Source organism: Hymenobacter glacieicola (assembly GCF_014640315.1).
GTDB lineage: Bacteria > Bacteroidota > Bacteroidia > Cytophagales > Hymenobacteraceae > Hymenobacter > Hymenobacter glacieicola.
Genome location: NZ_BMGS01000001.1, coordinates 68,155 through 87,308 on the forward strand (window position 1 = coordinate 68,155; position 19,154 = coordinate 87,308).

The 19,154-nt window shown below is 59.6% G+C and carries 13 protein-coding genes; 5 read left to right on the top strand and 8 right to left on the bottom strand.

Annotated elements, in window-relative coordinates; genetic code table 11:
* Positions 1-221: 221 nt before the first annotated feature.
* The 3 genes from IEW18_RS00315 (at position 222) to IEW18_RS00325 (ending at position 6,406) form a co-directional block, all read left to right on the top strand.
* On the top strand, positions 222-4,133 hold the full coding sequence (locus tag IEW18_RS00315; RefSeq protein WP_229728530.1) for a BamA/TamA family outer membrane protein: 3,912 nt from the start codon (positions 222-224) through the stop codon (positions 4,131-4,133).
* A 340-nt stretch (positions 4,134-4,473) separates the two neighbouring features.
* A complete protein-coding gene (locus tag IEW18_RS00320) occupies positions 4,474-5,604 on the top strand; it encodes a DUF6268 family outer membrane beta-barrel protein (protein ID WP_188555834.1) in 1,131 nt (376 codons plus the stop codon).
* Between the two features lie 346 nt (positions 5,605-5,950).
* On the top strand, positions 5,951-6,406 hold the full coding sequence (locus tag IEW18_RS00325; protein WP_188555835.1) for a hypothetical protein: 456 nt from the start codon (positions 5,951-5,953) through the stop codon (positions 6,404-6,406).
* A gap of 87 nt (positions 6,407-6,493) precedes the next feature.
* Here the strand turns inward: IEW18_RS00325 and IEW18_RS00330 are convergent, their stop codons facing one another.
* The 7 genes from IEW18_RS00330 to IEW18_RS00360 form a co-directional block, all read right to left on the bottom strand.
* Entirely contained in the window at positions 6,494-6,829 is a 336-nt protein-coding gene (locus IEW18_RS00330; protein WP_188555836.1) for an ASCH/PUA domain-containing protein, read from the bottom strand.
* 332 nt (positions 6,830-7,161) lie between these two features.
* Positions 7,162-9,252, bottom strand: coding sequence for a polyphosphate kinase 1 (gene ppk1 / locus IEW18_RS00335; RefSeq protein WP_188555837.1), 2,091 nt, complete (start codon positions 9,250-9,252; stop codon positions 7,162-7,164).
* 180 nt (positions 9,253-9,432) lie between these two features.
* Positions 9,433-9,924: a SixA phosphatase family protein gene (locus tag IEW18_RS00340; RefSeq protein ID WP_188555838.1), complete on the bottom strand. Its 492-nt coding sequence runs from the start codon at positions 9,922-9,924 to the stop codon at positions 9,433-9,435.
* 185 nt (positions 9,925-10,109) lie between these two features.
* Positions 10,110-11,810, bottom strand: coding sequence for a GEVED domain-containing protein (locus IEW18_RS00345; RefSeq protein WP_188555839.1), 1,701 nt, complete (start codon positions 11,808-11,810; stop codon positions 10,110-10,112).
* Between the two features lie 249 nt (positions 11,811-12,059).
* Positions 12,060-13,328 (bottom strand): M43 family zinc metalloprotease, encoded by a 1,269-nt coding sequence (locus IEW18_RS00350; RefSeq protein ID WP_188555840.1) that lies wholly within the window; start codon positions 13,326-13,328, stop codon positions 12,060-12,062.
* Between the two features lie 175 nt (positions 13,329-13,503).
* On the bottom strand, positions 13,504-14,850 hold the full coding sequence (gene hflX, locus IEW18_RS00355) for a GTPase HflX (RefSeq protein WP_188555841.1): 1,347 nt from the start codon (positions 14,848-14,850) through the stop codon (positions 13,504-13,506).
* Between the two features lie 102 nt (positions 14,851-14,952).
* Complete coding sequence (locus IEW18_RS00360) at positions 14,953-15,753, bottom strand: c-type cytochrome (RefSeq protein WP_188555842.1); 801 nt, start codon at positions 15,751-15,753, stop codon at positions 14,953-14,955.
* 151 nt (positions 15,754-15,904) lie between these two features.
* Between IEW18_RS00360 and IEW18_RS00365 the strand changes: the two genes are divergently transcribed.
* Positions 15,905-17,035, top strand: coding sequence for a glycosyltransferase family 4 protein (locus IEW18_RS00365; protein WP_188555843.1), 1,131 nt, complete (start codon positions 15,905-15,907; stop codon positions 17,033-17,035).
* Positions 17,036-17,080: 45 nt separating this feature from the next.
* A complete protein-coding gene (gene rfbC / locus IEW18_RS00370) occupies positions 17,081-17,623 on the top strand; it encodes a dTDP-4-dehydrorhamnose 3,5-epimerase (protein WP_188555844.1) in 543 nt (180 codons plus the stop codon).
* Between the two features lie 193 nt (positions 17,624-17,816).
* Here rfbC and IEW18_RS00375 read toward each other — a convergent pair whose 3' ends face one another.
* Complete coding sequence (locus tag IEW18_RS00375; protein WP_229728531.1) at positions 17,817-19,127, bottom strand: UDP-N-acetylmuramoyl-tripeptide--D-alanyl-D-alanine ligase; 1,311 nt, start codon at positions 19,125-19,127, stop codon at positions 17,817-17,819.
* Positions 19,128-19,154 lie beyond the last annotated feature (27 nt).

Here is a 19,154-nt window from a genome sequence, read left to right on the forward strand (position 1 = left end):
CAGCGGGGGGCTGTTCGGCTTACAACGCGATTCGCGGCGCGGGGTTTTCAGGCCCTCAGCCCCAACCGTAAGGAAGGGAATTGCGTACGGCAGCGCACCGTACCTATGCGTAACAACTACCTTAGTCGTTACTGGTAAGTTTACCGTATTTCTTGAACATCCGTTCTCTTTCCTTGGTGCCCTCAGCGGGCCCTTTGCTTTCTCGCTACCTCTCTTCTAGTATGAGCAGACATTTCCTGTCCTGTTGCTTGCTGCTGGCCCTGGCGGGTGCCAGTGCGCCGGCAGCGCTGGCCCAAAAGAAACCCACGCAGACGCCCCACCCCGAGCGGCCTAATTACCGCCGGGGAGGGCTGAACTGGGAGGCCAAAACGCCGCCCGACAGCTCCCGTATCCGCTACAGCGTGTTCCTGATTGGGGATGTAGGTAAGCCAATTCCGGAGGCCGAAGGTGGCGAGCCGTCGTTGAACTACATGCGCAAGCAAATTCTGGCGGCCGGAGCCAAAAGTACTACCGTGTACCTCGGGGATAATATCTACGAGTACGGCATGCCGGAAGCCAAAGCCTCCGACCGTCCGGAATCAGAGCGGCGCATCATCGACCAGATGAAGATTCTGCGCGATTACCAGGGCGAGAAGTACATGATTCCGGGTAACCACGACTGGAAGCAGGGCAACCGCGGGGCTGTGGAGCAGGTAAACCGGGAGCAGTTTTTTGTAGAAAGCTATCTGCAAAGCGACTCGGCAGCCTTCCCCTACACCGGCGACTTTTTCCTGCCCCGCGACGCCTGTCCCGGGCCGGTTGAGGTGCGCCTGCAGGATGACGTGGTGCTGATTGCCATCAACTCGCAGTGGTTTCTCCAAACCTCCGGCGAGCGGCCCTACGGGGCTAACAGCGGCTGCGGGGTAGCCAACGAGACGGATTTCTTTACCCAGCTAGAGGACATTATTCAGCGCAACGCCGGCAAGAACATTATGGTGGTAGCTCACCACCCGCTGTTCTCCGACGGTATTCACGGCGGCTACTTCACCCTGGGGGACCATTTCTTCCCCTTGTCCATTGTGTACAAGTACGCCTTCGTGCCCCTGCCCATCATCGGCTCCATTTATCCGTTTGCCCGCAAGTACGGCGGGGTAAGTCAGGATATTCCTCACCCACTGTACCAGGCGTATAAGAAGGGGCTGATGGAGATTTTCCAGAAGTACCCCAACGTGGTGTATGCCGCCGGACACGAGCACAACCTGCAGTTTCAGAAGGAAGGTAACCTCAACCACATTGTTAGCGGCTCGGGCTGCAAAACTCAGCACGTAAAGCCCGGCAGCGGCGGCGACGCCCTGTTCTCCGATAAAGAAAAGGGGTTTGCCAGGGTAAATTACTACGACAATGGGGAGGTCTGGACCGAGTTCTACGTGCCCGAAGGCACGGGCGAAAAAGGCCGCCTCGTGTTCCGCACGCCCTTGTACGCCCAGCAGGCCATGGCCTCCACCGACTCGGTGGCGCGGCCTACCGGCGCCCCGCGGCCAAACTTTGCCGACAGCACCGTAACGGTAGCCGTGAACCCCAGTTACCTGGACCGCAGCGGCGTGCACAAGCTGTTCTTCGGCAAGCACTACCGCCAGGAGTGGGCCACGCCCGTCACGTTTCCGGTGCTGGACCTGGCTACCGAGAAAGGTGGCCTGACGCCCTACAAAATTGGCGGTGGCAAGCAAACCGCTTCCCTGAAAGTGCGCAACGAGGAAGGGCGCAACTTCACGATTCGTAGCCTTAACAAGGACCCCTCGGCCGTGCTGCCCGAGGCCCTGCGCGAGGGCGCCGCCGCCGATATTCTGCAGGACCAGATTTCGGCCCAACACCCCTACGCCTCCATTGCCATTCCGCCCCTGGCCACGGCCGCTGGTATTCTGCACACCAACCCCGAGCTGCGCTACATTCCCCAGGACCCCCTGCTGGGCCAGTACCTGGAGCGGTTCAGCAACACGCCGGGCGCCATTGAGGAAGACGCCAAGGACGACCAAAGCGACGTGGAAAGCCTGGGCAACGCCAAAAACCTGGTGGGCACCGACAAAGTGTTCGAGCGCATCACCGACGACAACGACAACCGTGTCAATGAAAAAGCCTTTGCCCGCTCCCGCCTCTTCGACATGTGGATTGGCGACTGGGACCGGCACGAGGACCAGTGGCGCTGGGCCGAGAAAAAGGACAAGGACGGGGACCGGAAGTTTACGGCCGTGCCCGAAGACCGGGACATTGCCTTCTTCAAGGGCGACGGTATTTTCCCGTACCTGGCCTCGCGCAAGTGGGCCATCCGCAATTTCCAGAACTTTGGGGCCGACTACGGCGACTGGAAAGGCCTGAACCTTACGGCCCTCAGCAACGACCGGGTATATCTGGCTTCGGTGAGCAAAGAAGACTGGGTAAAGCAGGCCGAGGACATGAAAGCCGACCTTACCGATGACGTCATTGAAAAAGCATTCCGGGAGCGGTGGCCCAAGCAAATCTACGAGTTGCACGCCCCCGAAATCATTGCCAAGCTCAAGAGCCGCCGCGACCTGCTACCCCAGGTAGCCGCCGATTACTACGAGGTGCTCAGCAAGGTAACGGAGGTGAAGGGCTCCAAGAAGCGCGAGCGGTTTGTGGTAGAGCGCCTACCCAACGATAAGACGCGCGTTACGGTGCAGAAAATCAACAAGGAAGGTGAACTGACCAAAAACCTCTTCGACCGCACTTTCGACAACAACGTAACCAAGGAGCTGCGCCTCTACGGTTTCCAGGGCGAGGACCAGTACGAGGTGAAAGGCGACGTGAAGGGCGGCCCGCTGGTGCGCATCATTGGCGGCACCGACCGGGACTCCATCGTGGACCGCTCCAACGTGGCGGGCTTCGGCCACAAGCTGCACATCTATGATGCCGACACCGGCAACGTGATTGTGGCCGGCAAAGACGCCCGCCTGCGCCTGGAGCCCGGCATTGATGTAAGCCGCTACGACGTGCACACCCGCACCGACCGCAAAGACTACACCCTGAACTACTTCGGCCCGACCCTGTACTTCGGGTACAACATCGACGACCGGCTGTTCTTCGGGGGCGGGCTCGTGTATCGGACCTACGGCTTCCGGAAGGCGCCCTACGCAACGGAGCAGAGCCTGGCAGCTAACTACTCGCCCTCGCAGAGCGCCTACAATGTGCGCTACCTCGGGCACTTCGTGGATGTGCTAGGCAAAACGGACTTGCGCCTCACGGCCCAGCTTTACGGTCCTCAGCTGCTTTACAACTTCTTCGGCCTCGGCAACGACACCCGCAACGTGCTGGCTGACGACCGGGAAACCCGCGCCCGCGACATCAACGATTTCTACCGTATCCGCTTCTCGCGGCTGTACGTGGCGCCCATGTTGGAAAAGGATATTTTCAGCTTCCTGAAATTCGGCTTCGGCCCCCAGTATGACCAGTTCCGGGTAGACCGCAGCCAGATCGGTGAGGAAATAGCAAACGGCCTCGACCCAGTTACGGGCAACGGCCGCGAAGGCACGGCCGCCGCCGGCATTCGTGCCTCTGATTTTGGCTTGAACCGCTACCTCGGGGGCAGAGCTTACCTGAACCTGGATGCTGCTTCTTCGCCCAAAAACCCCCGCATTGGTCTGCGGTGGTACAACTCGGCCGAGTACAACCACCAGCTGAACGGCGAAAAGCTGACGTATGGTCGCTTAGCTACGGAGTTCCGGGCTTACCTTTCGCCTAACTTCCCCTTCCAGCTGACCTGGGCCGGCCGCATTGGAGCCAGCCGCACCCTCGGCGACTACCGCTTCTACCAGGCCAACACCTTGGGCGGAACCACCAACCTGCGCGGCTACCGCCGCACCCGCTACGCCGGCCGCTCGTCGGTGTACGGCAACGCTGAGGTGCGCGTGCAGCTCTTCAGCTTCAACGCCTACTTGGTGCCCGGCAAGTTCGGCATCATGGGCCTGGCCGATGCCGCCCGCGTGTACAGCTCCCGCGACACGGACACTGGGCTGAGTGCCTTCCATACCAGTGTGGGTGGGGGCATCTGGGTTGATGTGCTCAAGCAGGCTGTTATCAACGCTACCTACTCCGTAGGCGAGGAAAACCTAGTCTTCGTTGGCTTCGATTTCCTCTTTTAAGCGCCGTGATTTGGTGATGATGGAGTGATTCCGGGCGGGAATTGCGTCATGGCGGGGCAGTAGCCGAAGCCGTTCATCCTTTCCTTTACCTAAGCCCGGGAAGGCAACAAGCCCTTGACGCAGCCATACGTCAAGGGCTTGTTGCATCTTGAGCGGCAGCACATTGGTCAGGACCAGTGGCCTTGCGCCACTCGCAGTGACACACTCCGGCAAATCACTAACGCACTAAATCACCAAATCACTATTGCCCCGAATCACCGCTACCTCATCCTTTTTCGCGAAAAGACGTTAAGGCTAGCCTGACGCCTTTTTGTCGTTTGTTTCTCTGCAAGCCACCCGTATGATTTCATTTTCTGCCCCGACGTTTCGGTTACTGAGGCCGCTGGCGGCCTCGGCGGTACTGCTGTGCGCCGGAGTTGCCCACGCTCAGATTACGCCCACCGTGCCCCCGGTTTACCCGCCTCCAGCCCCACCCCTCAGTGACTCGGCGGCAACAGTAACTGCCCAGGAATTTGCTACCCCCTCGGTGGTCGGGATGGGGCCCAGCAAGGGCCTAGTGTTCCACTACGAGCGGGTGCCGCGCTTCAACGTCATGTCGGACGGCAAGGTAGTAGGCTTGCAGGATTACAGCTCGGAGGCTACCAAAAACGCCCGCCTCGTTATCAAGGGCTACATTCCGATGCTTAACCGCCCCCACCTGAAGCTGATTCTGGGGGTAAACTATGAGCGGGAGGAGTTTAAGTTTCGGCAGAAACCCACCGGCTACGAGCTATACGATAACATCGAGAACAAGGGCCTCAAAACCCTGGGCACCCAGCTGGCCGTAATTCGGCCCGTCAATGAAGTCAACTGGTACATTTTCCGGGTGAAGGGCGAGCTGAGCGGCGACTACACGTCCTCGGCCCTGAGCGTGCGCGACTACCTGCGCGTATCGTCGGAATTCCTCTACGGCTGGAAGCGCAGTCCCATGTTCTCCTGGGGGGTGGGGTTGCAGCTGGGGTACACCTTCGGGCGGCAGAGCATTTACCCGGCCGTGCTCTATAACCGCACCTTTAACAACCATTGGGGCGTGGAGGCTCTGTTCCCGGCCCGCGTAACGGCCCGTTACAATGCCTCGCCCCGCTCCCTGTTCTTCGCCGGCTACTCCGTGGATGGCCTCAACTACATTGTGAAGCTGCGCGAGCCCTTGCGCCGCGAAGGCTCCATCGACCTGCGCACCCTGGAGCTGCGCGAAACGGAAGTGAAATTCCGGGGCCGCTGGGAGCGGGAAATCTATGATTTTCTGTGGTTCGGGCTGGAAGGCGGCTACCGCTACAATTACGCCTTCGACGCCTTCGACCGCACCAACGACAACCGGGTGAAAATCATCGACAGCAAGCTGGCCGGCGCGCCCTACGCCTCCGTTGAACTGTTCATTGTGCCCCCGCGCAAGTTCCTGAAGAAAACTGTGGATAAGGCCCCCAAGCCCTAAGCAGCCAGCATACTACCGCCGCCTCAGCGGTGAGGCCTGCCGGTTATTTTTGCTTGCGGTAGCAGATGTCTCTAGAAGCTACTGTTTCCGTTAAAAAGCCCGATTCGGAGGATGTAGCCTCTGAGTCGGGCTTTTTAAGCATCCGGGCAAAGCACAACGGTATTAGTTTAAGCCCGACAAATAAGTTCAGCCAAGGCTACCTCTGCATGCCTGGGTTGACCATAGGGTAACGAGTTACTGGATATAACAGGTGTAGCTGCTCTATTTAACCTGGACGGTAGCAACCTGGGGGGTAGGGAGGCCCGTTTAGTACATTCGTATCTCCCTATTTTCTCCATTTTTTCACATGCAAATCTCTAAACATACGGACCTGCGCGACGGCAGCAGCTGCGAGCTTGATTTTGACGAGGCCGATGGTTGGCTGCGCGCCATTTGGCTGGGCTACATTGACCCTAACGAGGCCTACAACGGAGCGGCCCGTTTCCTGGCGGCCATGCAAAACCTGCACTGCCCCTACCTGCTCAACGACAACAGCCGCCTCTCCGGCCCCTGGTTTGACTCGGTAGAATGGTTAAGCAGTGTGTGGGGCCCTCAGGCCGCGCGCCTGGGCCTGCGCTACATTGCCCACGTAGTGCAACCCCATGACTTGCTAGACCAAGCCGCCACGCTGAATTCTTCGTCCTTTAATGAGCAGATTCGCCTGCAGCTCTTCGACGACGTGGCGTCGGCGGAGGAATGGCTACGCGAGATGCAGGGGCGGTACCGTCCCCAGGCCAAGCCGGAGTTCGGTACGCTAGGATAAAGGCCGCCCGTATTCTGGCCCTCAGAAAACGCAAAAAGCCCCTGCAAAGCAGAGGCTTTTTGCTGTCGGGCTCACGCGTGCGGGCAGTTACCACAGCCGCGTGTCGCTGATGCCGGAGGGTAGGGGCGGATGTTCAGCTAGGCCTAGCACGCACCAGCCTTCCTCAACGCCAAAGGAGCCGCCTTGCAGCAGGTAGCTAATCCAGCGTTCGGTGGTGCGGCCGCTGTACTGCTCACTTTCGGGCTCGTACTCGCGCAGGAGCAGAGCGTCGCCTACCCGGTAGTCCCGGTCGTTGAGGCGCACATCGAAGGGCTTGGCTCCACTCACGACGGCGGCAAAGCAGGCCGGCCATACTTTCAGCTCGTGGTGGTTGGCGGTGGCGCCACGAATGGGTGCCAGGGTGCCAGACGCTATATAATGCATGATCTTGAAGTCAGAAGTGAAAGGCCACAAAGCCGTAAAAGCTGTGCCGTATTGCCTGAATGTACTTGGTTCTGTTTCTAAAACAAGCAATACAGGCGTATCGTTTACCGCTACGAGGTTTTGTTCGGGGCAGTTGCTGCCCAGCTCCGCTGGTGCGGCTGCTACAGGTGGCTGTACCGCAACAAAAAACGCCCCCATTGCATAATGGAGGCGTTTATACCCATGAAAAGCTATTTAATTCTGGCAGTCAGAAAGTTACGTGCGTAAGCCTGAGCTTGGCGTTAATGAGTGAAGTTAGCCGGCGTTAGCGGGTGCTTGGCTTGCGGCTCGGGCTACTTGCGCTTCCTGGTAGGTTTGCAGAGGCTTTTAAGGTAGTCGTAGGTGTCGAACTGGGAGCGGATGCGGGCAGCGGCAGTATCCTCGGGGCCAATGAAACGGTTGTGGAAGTCGCGCGCCTTTACGTTGTCTTGGCGCTGTAAATCCAGCATATGACGCACCTCGGCCCGCAAATCAGCCTGTAGGATGGGGAAAGCTACCTCCACGCGGCGGTCGAGGTTGCGGGCCATCCAGTCGGAGGAGGCCACGTACACCTTTTCCTGGCCGCCGTTGCCGAACACGTAGATGCGGCCGTGCTCCAGGAACCGGTCGACCATGCCGCGCTGCCGGATGTTTTCGCTCTGGCCGGCCAGTTCCGGAATCAGGCAGGAAATGCCCCGAATTAGCAACTCAATGCGCACTCCGGCCTGGCTGGCTTCGTAGAGCTTTAGAATCATGCGCTCATCTTGCAGGGCGTTCAGCTTCAGGATGATATAGGCATCTTTGCCCTCCTGGGCCAGCTGAATTTCGTGGTCGATGAGGGCCACCAGCTTCTCGCGCAGCTCAAACGGAGCCACCAGCAGGTTGTGGAACTGCCCGGTTTTGTCCTGACGGTCGTGGAAGTAGCGGAACACTTCTACCACGTCGCGCGTGATTTCCGGGTTGGCCGTGAACAAGCCGTGGTCGGCGTATATCTCGCTGGTTTTCTCGTTGAAGTTGCCCGTGCTCAGGTAGGCATAGAGGCGGTTCTGGTCTTCCTCGGCCCGCGTAATGAGTAGCAGCTTGCTGTGTACCTTCAGCTCTGGAATGCCATAAATAACGTTGGCCCCGGCCTTCTGCAGCTTCTCGGCCCAGAACATGTTGCTCTCCTCATCGAAACGGGCTTTCAGCTCTACTACCACCGTTACCTGCTTGCCATTTTTGGCGGCTTTCAGCAGGGCTTTGGCAACTTCGCTTTTGCCGGCTACCCGGTACAGGGTAATGCTGAGGCTGCTGACCTGCGGGTCTTGGGCGGCCTCCGTAATCAGGCGGGTTACGTAGTCGAAGGACTGGTAGGGCGGGTGCAGCAGGTGGTCACGCTCGGCAATGGCAGGCAGCATTTTGCCCGTGCGCGGCAACGTGGGGTGGGGCAGGGGCGGCATGGGCTCGTACTGCAGCTCCGCCAGCCCGAAATCCGGGAACCCAAAAAAGTCGCGGAAGTTGTGGTAGCGGCTGCCCTCCACCAGTTCTTCCTTGCCAATGCCGGTTTTCTGCATTACGGCCCGCAGCACCTCCTTGGGCATGGCAGGGTCATAAAGCAGGCGGGCGGGGTAGCCGGTTTCGCGCTTCTGCAGGCTGCTCTTAATCTTGGCCAGCATGTTGCCCGATACTTCCTCTTGAATGTCCAACTCGGCGTCGCGGGAAAGCTTGATGGCGTGCACCTGCACTTTCTGGTACTTGGGGAACAGCTCCCGGGCGCAGCAACGCACTACATCGTCGAGGAACATCACAAACTTGTCCTCGCCTTGGTCGGGTAGGCGCACGAACCGGCCGCCGTGGCGCTTGGTGGGCAGCTCCATGACGACCACGCGCTCCTGTTCCTGCTTTTTGCGGTTTTCGGGCTGGCTGAGCAGGAAGGTAAGGTACACACTCTGGTCGCGCAGGAACAGGTGGTGCAGGTTCTCATCGAGGATAATGGGAGAAAGCAAATCCTGCACATGCTGGCGGAAATACTCGTCAACCCAGGCCCGTTGCTCGGCCGTGAGGTCGTGCTCGGAAACCAGGTGAATGTGCTGGGCCCGCAACTCCGGCAGAATGCCGTTGCGGAAGGTGTCGCCGAACTCCTGCTGCTGGCGGCCTACCTCTTCCAGCAGGTCGCGCAGCTGTTCTACGGGGTCCTCGCCCAGCTTGGCCCGGGTTTTCTTTTTGAGTTTGACTAGGCGCCGCAGCGTGGCTACGCGCACCTTAAAGTACTCGTCCAGGTTGCTGCTGAAGATGGCCAGGAACTTGATGCGCTCCAGCAACGGTACCTCGGGGTTCTGTGCTTCCTGTAGCACGCGGCGGTTGAATGCCAGCCAGCTCAGTTCCCGATTAAGCAGCCGGGGCTGCGCCTGTGTGGTTTCGGACATGGGGTTGGGGGTAGGTTCTTGGGGTCTTGGGCGCTTAGGGTTGGGCCTGCCGTTTCGCAGAACGCTTGGCTGCGCGCTACCTCGGTGGCAGCTCGAAGCGTAGTATCCTGGATGACGTTCAATAAAGCAGGCTGCTAGCAAAACATCAGCCAAGACCCTAAGCTCCCAAGGCCCAAGAACCTAGTTGTTTTTTGGATAATCGTAGAAGTAGTACTCAGCGTTGGCCTGGTCAATTTCCGTCCAACGGGCACAATTAAATTTCAGGCACACAATGGCGGCCGTAGGCATGTCAGGGATGGTGCTGGGTGACAGCACGTTGGCAAACTCCGTGATGGTGGGGTTGTGCCCCACCAGCAGCACGGAGTCGGCAGCATCCGGGCACTGGCGTACCACGCCCAGCAGGTCCGGCACCGTGGCTTCGTAGATGCTGTCTACCACCTGAATTTTCTCGGCCGGGTATTCCAACTCGTGGGCCACCAGGGCCGCTGTGCTCAGGGCCCGGACGGCTGGCGAGGCCAGCAGTAAATCCAGCTGAATGCTGCGCTTGGCCAGGGCCTGGCCCATGGCTGGCGCGTCGTCGCGGCCCCGGTCGTTGAGCGGGCGTTCCTTGTCGGTCAGGTCATCAAAGCTCCAGCTCGATTTAGCGTGGCGCATCAGGTACAGCGTCTTCATAAGCAGGCAGGAATATGGGCAGGCCTCTTTACTGTGGCGTTAGGAAAAGGTTTTGCTCTGGGCGGGCTACCCACTCAAAATCGGGGTGGTAAGTAACCGATAAAGAAAAAGACTCGCTCAATCCTGAGCGAGTCTTTTATACGGAAGTCAGCCAGGCCATGCCGGTGGCCCGGGGTAGGTATCCGCTATTCTTTCACGAAACGCTGGTGCGTTACCTGCTGGCCGTCGGCAATGCGCAGCATATACACGCCCTTGGCCAGTTGCCCCACGTTGAGCAGGTTGCCGTCGAAGGTTACTTGCTTCATCTCGGCGCCGCGCACGTCCAACACCTTTACCGATACGGCGCTGGCGTTGATGGAGGCTGGTACTTCAATGTTGAGCACGTCGGTAGCGGGGTTCGGGAAGATACGGTAAGCGGCCTCAGCCGTAGCACCCGACTGACGCGCCGTGCCGCCGGAAATCGTGATGCTGTAGTCTTCCGTTTCGCCGTAGCTGTAGCTGCCGCAGCTGGTTGTGGCCGAGGCGTCGCTCATCACAATGCGCAGGCGGGTTTTGCCGGTTTTGGCCGTGGCCGGTACCGTAAACGTGCTGGTCAGGGTGCTGGCCGAGGCGGCGCTCCGGCTGGCCACCAGTTCGCCGGCATCCGTGAATACGCCGTTCTGGTTGTAGTCAATGTACACTTTCCAGTATTCAGTGTAAGCCGTGGAGGCGTAGCCCGCCGAGTAGCTGATGGTCTGGGCCGTGCCAGCCGTTACGGTAGTGCCGAGGGCCGTGCCGTCGTAGTAGCCGGCGTTGGCCCCGGAGGTGCGGCTGATGGAGCCTAGCTGCACCAAATCAATCCACTCGTAGGCGGTGCTGGTGCCTTTGGAAGCGCAGTACGTGGGCGTGGTGGGGGTAGTGCCGCCGGGAGCTGTACCGCCGGTGGAGGTAACCAGACCGGCGCGGGCGCCACCCGTGGCAAACAGGGCGTTCATGCGCGAGGACTGCCCGTTTGAGAACATGTACATGCAGGCGTCGTCGGTGTAGTCCATGTAGTTCATGAACATGTCTCCGTTCGGGCCGTTGGAGCACGTCACTTTCGGGAACGTGGGGCAGCTATAGTTCTGGGTCTGTTGGGTAGGCGTGTCCGAAACCAGGTCATTGCCGCAGGAAGCATCACCCCAGATGTGGCGCAGGTTCAGCCAGTGGCCTACCTCGTGAGTGCCCGTCCGGCCCAGGTTGAACGGAGCCGAAGCCGACCCGCCGCGCCCGAAGGCCGAAGTCAGGATTACGACGCCGTCGGTAGCCGCCGCGCCGCCCGGAAACTGCGCGTAGCCCAGCACCCCACCCGACAGGTTGCACACCCACAGGTTCAAGTACTTGGTAGCATCCCAGGCGTCCAGGCCGCCGAGGCTGGCTTTTTTCATGGCGTCATCGGTGCCCCAGCTGGTTTTGGTAGTCGATTTGCGCTCTATGCCCGTGGTAGCAGTGCCCGCAGGCGTACGCTTGGCCAGTACAAACTGGATGTTGGCGTTGGCCGCCAGGCCGGCAAAAGCCGCTGGCGTTTTGCTGGCATCGGCGTTGGTTTTGCTGAAATCCTCGTTCAGCACCGTAATCTGGGACTGAATCTGGGCGTCGGAAATGTTCTGGGCCGCCGTGTTATACAGCACGTGCACAACCACCGGAATCGTAACTACGGCTGTGGTGCGCTTGGCTACGGGGCTGTTGATGAACTGCTGGGTTTGTCCTTCAATTGAGGCCAGCCGCTGGGCCAGAGCCGGGTCGGCCGCAATCTGGGCCGCCAGGTTCTCCATGGTGGAGCACTGACGTACCTGTTGGGCTTCAGCAGTAAGGGAAGCACCCAGCCCTAGGCAGGCCAGTGCCATTGCGTAAATGGTTTTTTTCATAGAAAGGGGTTTTGGTTGTGTGAATGAGCAGGTGAGTGAGGGCGGTAAATAGGTGTGATGGTTGTGAAGAAAGGGGGCGGAGTGACCAAATTATTGAAAATATTTAAATATATGGGCGTATAACTGATATGAATTTCATAAACGACCAAATTTTAGTGTTCCGCTTTCAGGAAAGAGCGCCTCCAATAAATACAAAGCCCGCCCGGTACGTACCGGGCGGGCTTGGCAGCAGTAGTAAAACAGGAAAACCTACTCTTTGCGGAAGCTCTGGTGCTGGGTCGATTTACCGTCGCTGAGCACGAGGTGGTACAAGCCAGTGGGCAGGCTCGATACGTCCACGTCGCCGTTGTTGGTGCGAACCTGCTTCATTTCGAAGCCACGCAGATCGTACACCTTGGCATTCCAGTTAGCAGCCGGCGTGTTCAAGCCCGTGCGGATGGACAGCTGATCGGTAGTTGGGTTCGGGTATACCGTCAACGACTCGGCAGCCGTAGAAGCCAGCAGCGGAGCCGTGCCACCAGTAGAGGTAGCCAAGCCGGCGCGGGCGCCACCCGTGGCAAACAGGGCGTTCATGCGCGAGGACTGCCCATTGGTGAACATGTACATGCAGGCGTCATCGGTGTAGTCCATGTAGTTCATGAACATGTCTCCGTTCGGGCCATTCGAGCACGTTACCTTCGGGAACGTAGGGCAACCGTAGTTGCTGGTTTGCTGAGTGGGGGTGTCGGCCACTAGGTCATTGCCGCAGGAAGCATCACCCCAGATGTGGCGCAGGTTCAGCCAGTGGCCTACCTCGTGGGTAGCCGTACGGCCTTTGTCGTAGGGCTTAGCCGTACCGCCGGGCAACGACGAATACAGCACCACTACCCCGTCGGTAGCGGCTGCACCACCCGGAAACTGCGCATAACCCAACAGGCCCTGGCCCAGGTTGCACACCCAGATGTTGAGATATTTGGTAGCATCCCAGGCATCGTCGCCGCCGCGCTTGGAGTTCTTCACAGCGTCGTTGGAGCTCCAGGAAGTCGTCTTGGTGGCTTTGTGAATGATGCCGGTAGTTGCAGTACCCGTGGGCGTGCGCTTGGCCAGCGTAAACTGGATGTTGGTGTTGGCAGCCGCCCCCGAGAAGGCCGCCGGAATTAAGCTGGCATCGGCGTTGAGCTTGGCAAAGTCCTGGTTCAGCACGTCAATCTGAGCCTGCACCTGCGCGTCGGATACATTTTGGGCCGCCGTGTTGTACAGCACGTGCACTACCACCGGAATAGTAATGGCTGCCGTAGTGCGCTTCAGGGCTGGGTTGCTAACGTACTGGCGGGTTTGCGATTCGATGCGCTCCATGCGCTGAGCCAAGGCCGGATCAGCTGCTAGTTGAGCGTTCAACACATCCATAGTGGCGCACTGGCGCGACTGGGGAGCCGCCGCCAAACGATCCGCAATGTTGCCAAGCTGGCCCTGCTGCGCGGAAGCAGCCGATGCCATGCATGCTAAGCCCAGAGTGAGAGAGTAAAAGGTTTTCTTCATGTACGTGTGAATGGTTGTGGAGAAGGAGGCTAAATATAGGCAACTATTACTTTATTGTTAATAAAAGGTTGTGTTCAGTGTGAAAAATTAAAATTTAATCGAGAAACTACTGCTAGGTTCACAAAAAACGCCCAGCTATAAAGCTGGGCGTTAGAAAAAGCAGATAAGGACCGCGCTACAATTCAGTTTCCTCCGGTATGGGGTGCACGGAGGGGTAGCGCTCTTGGTAAATAGCCGACACGTGGCGCACGAGCAGAGCCCGCAGCTCGTCAATGTTCTCGCGCTCCTGGGCCGAGATAAAAATGACTGGATCGTGAAGCTTGGCCATGTAGGTAGCTTTCAGCTGCTCCAGCGAGGGCCGCGCGGCCGGCGCGTCTTCTTCGACGTTCATTTCCTCGAAGCCATCCGTCGAGCTAACGACAGGCTCGTGATTGTACCGGTCTATCTTGTTGAATACCAGCAGCATGGGTTTGTCGGCGGCCTCAATGTCTTTGAGCGTGGCATTTACTACTTCTATCTGCTCCTCGAAGGTAGGATGGGAAATATCCACCACGTGCACCAGCAAGTCCGCCTCCCGGATTTCGTCGAGGGTGCTCTTAAAGCTCTCAATCAGGCGGGTGGGTAGCTTGCGGATAAACCCAACGGTATCGGAAAGCAGGAAGGGCATGGTTTCCAGCACCACTTTGCGCACCGTGGAGTCGACGGTAGCAAACAGCTTGTTTTCGGCAAACACATCGGCGCGGCTCAGCAGGTTCATGATGGTGCTCTTGCCCACGTTCGTGTACCCTACCAAGGCCACCCGCACAATACCCGTCCGCGACTTGCGCTGGGTAGTAGTTTGCTTGTCCAGCTCTTTGAGGCGGTCCTTGAGAAAGGCTATCCGGTCGCGCACTACGCGCCGGTCCGTCTCGATTTCCGTTTCACCCGGTCCGCGCTGGGCCACGCCCCCACCCCGCTGCTTGTCCAAGTGAGTCCAGAGGCCGGTCAGGCGCGGCAGCAGGTATTGGTACTGAGCCAGCTCCACCTGGGTTTGGGCGGTAGCAGACTTAGCCCGCTGGGCGAAAATATCGATAATGAGCAGGGAGCGGTCCACGATTTTGACCAGCAGCTCGGCCTCCAGGTTGCGCAGCTGGGAGGGGGAGAGGTCGTCATCAAAAATGACCATGCTGGCCTTGGTGTGCTCCACGTAGGCCTTGATTTCAGCCAGCTTGCCCTCGCCCACAAACGTGCGGATATCGGGCTTGTCGAGGCGCTGCACGAAACGCTTGGTAACGGTAGCACCGGCCGTTTCGGCCAGGAACTCCAGCTCATCGAGGTACTCCTGGGTGCGGGCGTCGGCCTGGCGTTTATCGGGCACGGCCACCAGCACGGCGGTTTCAGCTTCGGGCAAGGTTTCGTAGGTGCCGTTCTTGTCGGACTTGGCCAGCAGGCGCCCTACGCGGCCTTTCACGTTGTCGGTGGCGCCGGGGTGCCGGGTGCTTTTGCCCGGTTTGCGGCCTTTGGAGGCGGGTTTATTGGCCATGAAGAAGGTAGTGCGGAGTAGGAAGGTAGGAGAAGGGCCGGAAGTTGACGGGTGTCAGCTTACTGAAACGAGAGAGTGGGCCGGCAGGATGCCTGCGAGGCGTTACGGGTTCCTAAGGGTAAGCGAATAAGCCACGACTTGCTTAATCTGCTGCTCGGTAAGCTTGCCGCCAAAGGCCGGCATTTTCTTGCTGATGCTGCCGTGCGTAACCTGGTATATGCGGCCCTGAAGGGTCAGGTTGCTTTTGGTCAGGTCGTAGGCGCCGTTGAGGCCCAGCTTGCCATCCGGGCCATGACAAACGGCGCACTGCTGAACAAACAACGCTTTGCCCGCCCCCAGCGCCTCATCCGTCTCGGCTGCCTCGGTTGGGGCTTCGGCGGCCGCGGCCAGCGTCGCTGCCTCGGCCGCGGAAAGGGTAGTAGCGGCCCGGGCAGAATCTACGGGAGCCACAGCTTCGGGGGTGGCTGTGGCCTCAGCCAAGCCCGGGGCCTGGGCGTAGGCCGCGGAGCCCGTTGGAGTGCCAGCGGATTCAGCGCGCTGCCACGTCAGGGAGCCGGTTTCCGACAAACAATACACGTACAGGAAGCCCAGAAACGTAAGCACCACGCCGGGCTTAAATTGCCGCCGCATGGCCATAATAGCCAGGGGGAGCAGCCCCAGTACCAGGCCCAGTTTCACCCAGAGCCACCCCGGGGTAGTGCCCGGATACAGCGCCAGCAAAGCCCCGCCCGAGGCCAGAATCAGCAGGCCCAGTACCGAGTCGGCCAGGCGGGTGCGGGCCCGGACGGCGCGCAGCGTATCCAGGCGGCCCAGCAGGAGCAGGCCCGCTTTGAAAGCGTAAAACAACAGGAACGTCAGTACCACCAGCTGGTGCAGGCGTAGCAGGAAAGAAAATGCAGTCATAGAAACGCAAAGATAAGTCCCGGCGCGGGGGAATGGCCTAGCCGTAAACCTATGCCCACGAGTGGAGCCGGGCTTCTTCAAAGAGAGTATAACCCAGCCGGCTTGGGCTCGTACCTTTGCACTCTCTTCCTGGTTCCTTACCTCTCCCTGAATGCGCGTTGCCGTTGTTATTAATACCAGCTGGAATATCTGGAACTTCCGGCGCAGCCTGGTAAAAGCCCTGCAGGCGGCCGGCCACGAGGTGCTGGCCATTGCTCCACCCGATGACTACTCGGCAAGGCTGGAAACTGAGCTGGGCTGCCGCTACGTCCCTATCCTGATGGAAAACAAGGGCACCAACCCCGTGAAGGACGCCCAGCTGACCCGCCGCTTTTACCGCATCTACCGCCGCGAGCGGCCCGACGTAGTGCTGCACTACACCATCAAGCCCAACATATACGGTACGCTGGCCGCCAAGCTGGCTGGCATTCCCAGCGTCAATAATGTGTCGGGCCTGGGCACCGTGTTCATTGTCAAGAACTTTGTGAGCCGGGTAGCCCTGGGCCTGTACCGCTTCGCCTTCAAGTTTCCCAAGCGGGTATTTTTTCAGAACGACGACGACCGGCAGCTGTTTCTGCAGCATGGGCTGGTCGATAAGCGTGTCACCGACGTGCTGCCCGGCTCCGGCATTGATACCCAGCGGTTCCGACCCGCCGCCACGTTTGAGCGCCACGAGCCGTTTACCTTCCTCATGATTGCCCGGGTGCTGTATGAGAAGGGAGTGGAAGAGTACTTTGAGGCGGCCCGGCTGGTGCGCGCCGCCCACCCCACCACCCGCATTCAACTGCTGGGCGGTATCGATGAGTCGGGAGGGGTAGGGGTGAAGCGCGCCGTGTTTGAGCAGTGGCTGCAGGCCGGCCACGTGGAGTACCTGGGCACTTCCGACGACGTGGCCGCCCACATTCGGCAGGCCGACTGCGTAGTGCTGCCATCTTACCGCGAGGGCACGCCCAAAACCCTGCTCGAAGCCGCCGCCATGGGCAAACCCATCGTCACTACCGACGTGCCCGGCTGCCGCGAAACCGTAATCCATGGCCAGAACGGCCTGCTCTGTGAGGTGCGCAACGCCGCCGACTTAGCCGCTAAAATGCGCCAGGTGCTGGAGCTGCCTAATCAGGAGCTGGAGCAGATGGGCAAGGCCGGCCGCCAGCTGGCCGAGCGCAAGTTCGACGAGCAGATTGTGCTAGATAAGTACCTGGCCATTGTGCGCGAAGTAACCAAAAACAGTTCCGGCCGCCTCTAATTATAGCTAACTTGCGGCCACGGCTGCTCAACTAACGCGTAGTGTATGGAGTTTAAATACTTTGATATTCAAGGAGTAGTGGAAATATTCCCGCGGGTGTTTGGCGATGCTCGTGGGGCCTTCTTTGAGTCCTTCAGCGCCCAGAAGATGCAGGACGCTGGCATTCACGGCCAGTGGGTGCAGGATAATCAGTCGCGCTCCGACCGGGGCGTGGTGCGGGGCCTGCACTTTCAGAAACCGCCCTTCACCCAAGCCAAACTCGTGCGCGTGGCCCAGGGCCGCGCCCTTGATGTGGTAGTGGATATTCGCCGCAACTCGCCCACGTACGGCCAGCACGTGATGGTAGAGTTGGACTCGGAGCGCTTCAACATGCTGTACGTGCCGGAAGGGTTTGCCCACGGCTTCACGGCCCTGGAAGACAACACCCTCTTCCTCTATAAATGCACCAACTATTACGCTCCCCAGGCAGAAGGCGGCCTGTTGTGGAACGACCCCGCCCTGGGTATTAATTGGGGAGTGCAAAACGCTACCGTATCCGCCAAAGACCAGGTTTTGCCCACCCTGGCTAACTTCGACAGCCCTTTCTAAGGTGAGATAGGGAAATAGAGAGGAAGTGAAGTATTCCTTTCTTTATTCTACCCAAAAGTCTAATAATATAACAAGCCTTTACTTCCGCAATGGAAGTAAGGGCTTGTTATATGAAAGGGGCTAACACGTTGACTGGGACGGATGGCCGTGCCCCGCTCGCTAGGACACTTCACTCCCGTTTCCCTGTCTGACCTCAAACCAGCTCTACTAAGGTTTCCAGGCCCATGCCGCGGGAGCCTTTGATTAGGAGCTGGCGGCCGCGCAGGGGGTGGGCTTGCAACCAAGCGGCCGCTTCGGGCTTGGTGGTGAAGTGCAGGAAAGCCGGCTCGGTGGCGGCGTGGCGCATGTCCTGGCCAATGAGCAGGACGGTGCCGAAGGGTAGGCCCCGCAACAGCTGCCCGAGGGCGCGGTGCTCGGCCTCGCTTTCCGGGCCCAACTCAAACATGTCACCCAGAATGACCACTTTGTCGGCGGGGTTGCCGGGGCGGGCCGCGAAACTGTTCAGGGCGGCCGTCATGCTGCTGGGGTTGGCGTTGTAGGCATCCAGTACCAGCTCATTGTGGGCGGTGCGCACCAGCTGGGAGCGGTTGTTGGTAGGGGCGTAGGCGGCCAGCGCCTGGGCAATAGCGCCGGGCTCCACGCTGAAGTAAGCGCCCACGGCGGCGGCGGCGGCCAGGTTGGGAAAGTTGTAGCCTCCGGTAATTTGGGCGGCTACCTCCGTGCCGTCAAACAAGCGCACCACTACCTGCGGGGCCGTGCTTACTAGCTCGGCGGGGTAGGTATCCGTCGGGCCGGGGTAGGTAACCTGGTCGGTGATGCCGGCGGCCATGCCGGGGAGGCGGGCATCCAGGGTGTTCACGAAGGCCGTGCCGTGTACCCGCTCCAGAAACCGGAACATTTCGCCCTTGCCCTTCACAATGCCTTCCACGCCGCCAAACCCTTCGAGGTGGGCTTTGCCAATGTTGGTAATCAGGCCGTGGGTAGGCTCGGCCAGGCGGCAGAGCAGCTCGATTTCGCCCTGGTGGTTGGCCCCCATTTCTACAATGGCCAGCTCATGCTCGCCGGGCCGGATGCTGAGCAGGGTGAGCGGCACGCCAATGTGGTTGTTGAGGTTGCCGCGGGTGTACTGCACCTGGTAGCGCTGGCTAAGCACGGCGTGCACCAGCTCCTTGGTGGTGGTTTTGCCATTTGAGCCGGTAATGGCCAACACCGGAATAATGAGCTGCCGCCGGTGGTAGTGCGCCAGCTCCTGCAAAGCCACCAAGGGGTCGGGGGCGTAGGTGTATCGCTCCGGGTCCCGGGCGGCCAGCTCCTCGTCGTCCACTACGGCGTAGCAGGCGCCTTTCGTCAGGGCCTGGGGGGCAAAGTCGCGGCCCCGGAAAGAGGGGCCGTTCAGGGCGAAGAACAGGGTGTTGTCCTGGGGCTGCCGGGAGTCGGTGCTGACGGCCGAGGCCGTGCGGAACCGGTCGTACAGGGCCGGAAGGTCGAGCATGCGGTTTTGCATGTAACTTAGAGCAGTAGAAGTGTGTTC